Below are 5289 nucleotides of genomic sequence, written 5' to 3' on the forward strand. Positions count from 1 at the left end.
CTGAGCCTGGAGGCGGGCGGCAAGAGCTCCAACATCATCTTCGCCGATACCGCGGATCTCGCGACGGCTGCCGCCAAAGCCGCGTTCGGTGCCTTCTACAACCAGGGGCAGGTGTGCTCGGCGAACTCGCGCATCCTGGTTCAGCGGGAGATCCACGACGAGTTCGCGTCCCTCCTCGCCCAGGCGGCAGAGGACTACCGCACGGCAGATCCGCTCGCCGGCCTTGAGGGGAATGGCTCGCTGATCAGCCGCGCCCACGCGGACGACGTCGAAGGCTGGATTGTGCGCGGACGCACCGACGGTGAGGTGCTTTTCGGTGGCGAGCGCCGGGAGGTCCGTGGCTCCAATGCCTACCTGGAGCCGACGCTGCTGGGCGGCCTGCCTGGCGATCACGACGTGCACCGGGAGGAGATCTTCGGACCGGTGGCGGTACTGCATGCCTTCGAGACCGAGGCGGAAGCGGTATCCCTTGCGAACGCCACTGACTATGGACTGGCGGCGTCGGTCTGGACGTCGAACCTCTCGCGGGCGCACCGGGTAGCCGGTGACCTGCTGGCCGGCACGGTGTCTGTGAATACCGTCGACGCCCTCGGGAACACCACCCCATTCGGCGGTTTCAAGCAGTCAGGATTCGGACGGGATCTATCCCTCCACGCCTTTGACAACTACACCGCGCCGAAGACCACGTGGATCCAGTTCGGCTGAGTTGATTCATCAGATGAAGTGATAAGGATCATCGGTATTCAATGGTGTACGTGATGCAGTTCACAGGCCTACGCTTCTGGCAGCACCTGACGCCTCCCCGTCCCACATCTGAGGCTTCGAACCGTTCACGCACGTCTGCGACGTTGCAGACTTAAGCAAACAAAGGACCGATCATGGACCAGCCAGTAGGCAAAACCCGCCTCGCGGAGGAACAAAGCCAGCATCTGCAGAAATCCCTCGGCCGCTTCGACATCCTGCTCCTGGTTGTCGCTGCGGTCATCTCCGTGGAAATCCTGGGCCAGGTTTCCGGGTTCGGTGGAGAGACGTTCACCTGGACGCTCATCCTCGCCGTGACCTTCATGATCCCGTACGGCCTCATCTTCGCGGAGACCGGCGGAGCGTTCACCGAGGAGGGCGGCGTCTACGTCTGGACCAAGATGGCCTTCGGACGCGTGGTCGCCGCCATCACCTCGCTGTTCACCTGGGTGACGCAGCCGGTGTGGGTTGGCGGCGCCATGGCGTTCGTGGCGGTCGAGACCTGGTCGGAATACGTCGGGCACATTGAAGCCGGCAGCTTCGGCGACTACCTCTTCAAGCTGGCCTTCATCTGGATTACCGTCACCTCGGCGATCATCAGCCTGAAGCACGGCAAGTGGCTGCCCTCGCTCGGGGCGATCCTCAAGGTCCTCTTCCTGACCTTCTTCATCATCGTCACCCTGGTTTACGGGCTGCAGCATGGCTTCAACGGCCTGGACCTCGGCTTCTTCTCGCCCACCCTCGCGGGCTTCCTCGGCGTAACCCCGCTGCTTCTGTTCTCCTTCCTCGGGTTTGAGTCCGGGAACAGCGCCGCCGGCGAGATGAAGAACCCCGCCAAGGACGTTCCCATCTCCGTAGCCCGCTCCTCGGTCATCGCCGCCGCCAGCTACCTGCTGCCGATCCTGGCCATCCTCCTGGTGGTCCCGGTCGACGAAATCACCGGTATCGGCGGACTGTTCGGTGCAATTGCCACGGTCTACACCGTCTTCGGTGGAGCAGCCGAGGTCATGCTGGCAATCTCCGCGATGGTCTTCTGCTTCGTCCTGGTCTCCCAGGGCGCTGCCTGGATGATCATCAGCGACCGCATGCAAGCCATGGCCGCCGCTGACGGATCCTTCTTCGGAGGCTTCTTCGGCAAGTTCCATCCCAAGCTGGGCACCCCCATTCGCGTGAACACCCTCTCCGGCGTGGTGGCCACGCTGTTCATGCTCGCGGCGATGCAGCTGACCGGGACCAGCAGCGCGCTGTTCGGCGTCGTCCTGAGCATCTCCATCTCCACCTTCCTGCTCAGCTACCTGTTCGCCATTCCCGCCGCCGTGCGGCTCCGCACCAAGTACCCGCATACCGACCGGCCGTTCAAGGTCCCGGTCTCCGACACCGGCTTCAAGGTTCTCGGCGCCATCTGCTTCGGCTGGATCCTCATCGGCTCCTGGGTAGCCATCTTCCCCGGCACGCTCGATGTTCTCTTCGGACTGGACTACAACTTCGAAGAAATCTGGGGAGTCTCCCAGTTCACCTTTGAGGCATTCGCCCTCGGCACGCTCGGCTGCATCCTGGCCCTCGGCGTCGTCGGCTACATCCGGGCCAAGAAAGTCCGTGACGCTGGAAGCACACACGAGGTACTTGAGAGTGAGGCCTTCACGTCCGGCGTCTGAAGCCGGGACAAGAGACTCGCTCCCGATGCACTCTTTCAACCGCCCAACCGTCCGCAACTCACCGCACGAAGGAGTGCAGTCATGATCGAGGACACCCTCAAGAACCCAACCGGTTCCGACAGAACCGCGAAGCTGATCACATTCGAACGCCGCCATATCCGTCCCATTCCGCTGGACGAGCGGCATGGCACCACCCGCGGGCTGTTCTTCGTCTGGCTCGGCATCAACATGCTGCCGTTGACCGTCGTAACCGGCGCACTGGGACCGACCCTGTTCGGACTGTCACTGGGCTGGACCATCACGGCAGTGGTGATCGGCAACGTCATCGGCGGACTGGGGGCTGCTCTGCACGCTTCCCAGGGACCGCAGCTCGGGATCCCCCAGATGCTGCAGGCCCGCGGCCAGTTCGGCTACTTCGGTGGAAGCATCCTCGCGCTCATCGCGCTCATCATGTTCCTCGGCTTCTTCGCTTCCAACCTCGTGGTCGCCGCCCAGAGCTTCGCCGCGGTCTTCCAAAGTGACTCGATCAACGCCGGAATCATCGTCTGCGCGGTCATCGCTCTCGCCGTCGCCATCTTCGGTTACGATCTGGTGCGCAAGCTGATGGGCGTGTTCTCCGTCGTCGTCGGCGTCCTGGTGGTGATCTCGATCGTGATCGCAGCTTCCAATCCCGCGACGTTCGCGGTGCAGAGCGACCTCGGCTTCACCGTCGCGGGATTCTTCGGCATGCTCGCTATCGGCGTCACCTGGCAGCTCGCCTACGCGCCCTATGTGTCCGACTACTCGCGTTACATGCCGAAAGAGGGCGGCTCACGCCAGGCGTTCTGGGCAACCTACCTTGGACTTGTCATCGGCACCGTGCTGGTCATGATCCTCGGCGCATTCGTTGGCCTCACCACGACCGACGGCGACGCCATGTCAGCGCTCGGCGGACTGCTAGGAGGGTTCGGGCCGATCGTCCTTTTCGCCTTCGGCATCGCCTCGGCGGTGATGAACTCCTCCAACATCTACTCCGGCGTCATGTGTTCCCTCACCGTGTTCGAGACGCTCTCATCCAAGGTCCGGATCGACACGGTCAAGCGGGTCTCGATGACGGTGGCCTACGCTCTCCTCGCGATGCTCGGAGCCCTGCTCGGCAAGGACGACTTCCTGGTCATCTTCGGCAACTTCGTCACGGTCCTGCTGTACGTCCTCATCCCCTGGTCGGCGATCAACCTGGTGGACTACTTCATCCTGCGCAAGGGCCACTACGCCGTGGACGACATGTTCCGCCGCGATGGCGGCATCTACGGCCGCTGGGACACCATCGGCCTGGTGAGCTACCTGCTGGGCATCCTCGTGCAGTTCCCGTTCATGGTGACCACCATGTACACCGGCCCTCTCGCGGAACCACTCGGGTTCGTGGACGTCGCCTGGATTGTCGGCTTTGCCGTACCGGCCGTGGCCTACGGTCTCTGGAAGCGTTCCGCCATCACCACTGCCGGGGTGAAATGAGCGCTCCGAATCTCATCATCACCGGTGCCCAGCTCTGGCTGCCCGAGCGCAGCAGTTCGACGGCGGTGGCCGTCACGAGCGGGAGGATCACCGCCGTCGGCAGCGACGAGGAGATCCTCCCGCTAGCGGGGTCCGGGACGGAACACCTCGACGCCGCCGGCGCGGCCGTGCTTCCCGGCTTCCACGACGCCCACATCCACGCCCAGGCCGGCGGACTGGCGCTGCTCGGCTGCAACCTTGACCAGGCACATTCCCTGGACGGGTATGCCGGCTTGATCAGCAATTACGCTTCAAACCACGACGGCGAATGGGTCGTGGGGTCAGGCTGGTTCGGCGACGTCTTCCCCGGTGGGCTGCCCACCCGGGACCTGCTCGACGAGCTGGTGCCGCACAAGCCGGCGGTGTTCACGAGCCACGACGCTCACGGGGTCTGGGTCAACACCGAGGCGCTCCGCCGGGCCGGAATCAGGAGCGATACGCCGGATCCCGCGGCTGGCCGCATCATCCGGGACAAACACGGCGACCCGACCGGCGTACTCCTGGATGCCGCCGGGGAACTTGTCTCCCGGCTCATCCCTCCGCATAGCCCCCAGGACCTCCGCGAGGGTCTGCTGGCCGCCCAGCACCACCTGTTCTCGCTCGGAATCACCGCGTGGCATGACGCAATCCTTGGCGCCTACCTGACCCTTCCCGACTCCCTTCCGGCATACATCGAAACGATCAACGACGGCTCCCTGCGGGCACGGGTAACCGGGTCCATGTGGTGGCCGCCGACCGCCGGGCCTGAGTACGTTCCGGAGATGCTCGAACGCATCAGGGCCGCCGGTAACGCCGGCTTCATCGTGCGCAGCGTGAAGATTATGCAGGACGGCATCTGCGAGAACTGCACGGCTGCACTCATCGAGCCATACCGGGGCGTGCACCCAGAGTCACGGGGTGACTCGGTGATCAGCCCCGAGCACCTCGGGCAGATAACGGCTGAGCTCGATGCGGCCGGTCTGAACATCCACTTCCACGGCGTCGGTGACCGCGCGGTACGCGAATGCCTGGACGCAGTGGCCCACGCCCGACGCCGGAACGGTCCAGGGCAGCGACATCAGATAGCCCACCTCGACGTCGTTGACCCCGCCGACTTCGGCCGGTTCGCCGAGCTCGGGGTGACGGCGAACCTGCAGCCGCTGTGGGCACGGAACGACCAGGAAATTCTCGAGCGGAAATTCCCCCTCATCGGGGAAGACCGCGCCCGTTACCACTTCCCCTTTGCTTCACTGCGCGACGCCGGGGCGCACCTCGCGATGGGCAGCGACTGGCCTGTTACCAGCCCCGATCCGTTATGGGGCCTTCACACGGCCTGCACGCGCACTGCTCCGAAGGAGGACGTCCACGCCCTGAATGCCGA

Annotated in this window: 4 protein-coding genes; all 4 read left to right on the plus strand. The window is 64.3% G+C overall.

Features of this window, described 5'->3' with window-relative positions; translation table 11 throughout:
- A partial coding sequence (locus tag RIF85_RS14315; RefSeq protein ID WP_309072574.1) for an aldehyde dehydrogenase family protein occupies positions 1-705 on the plus strand: 705 nt, incomplete at its 5' end.
- A gap of 173 nt (positions 706-878) precedes the next feature.
- Positions 879-2396, plus strand: a complete 1518-nt coding sequence (locus RIF85_RS14320) for an APC family permease (protein ID WP_309072575.1) — start codon at positions 879-881, stop codon at positions 2394-2396.
- Between the two features lie 81 nt (positions 2397-2477).
- Positions 2478-3890: a cytosine permease gene (locus tag RIF85_RS14325; RefSeq protein ID WP_309072576.1), complete on the plus strand. Its 1413-nt coding sequence runs from the start codon at positions 2478-2480 to the stop codon at positions 3888-3890.
- On the plus strand, positions 3887-5289 hold a 1403-nt coding region (locus RIF85_RS14330; RefSeq protein WP_309072577.1), incomplete at its 3' end, for an amidohydrolase. The genes RIF85_RS14325 and RIF85_RS14330, both read left to right, overlap by 4 nt.

This window comes from Arthrobacter sp., from assembly GCF_031179385.1.
Classification (GTDB): domain Bacteria; phylum Actinomycetota; class Actinomycetes; order Actinomycetales; family Micrococcaceae; genus Arthrobacter_D.

Excerpts from the sequence above, each read along its gene's own strand:
- RIF85_RS14320 (WP_309072575.1), top strand. The coding sequence starts at position 879 with ATGGACCAGCCAGTAGGCAAAACCCGCCTCGCGGAGGAACAAAGCCAG.
- RIF85_RS14325 (WP_309072576.1), top strand. The coding sequence starts at position 2,478 with ATGATCGAGGACACCCTCAAGAACCCAACCGGTTCCGACAGAACCGCG.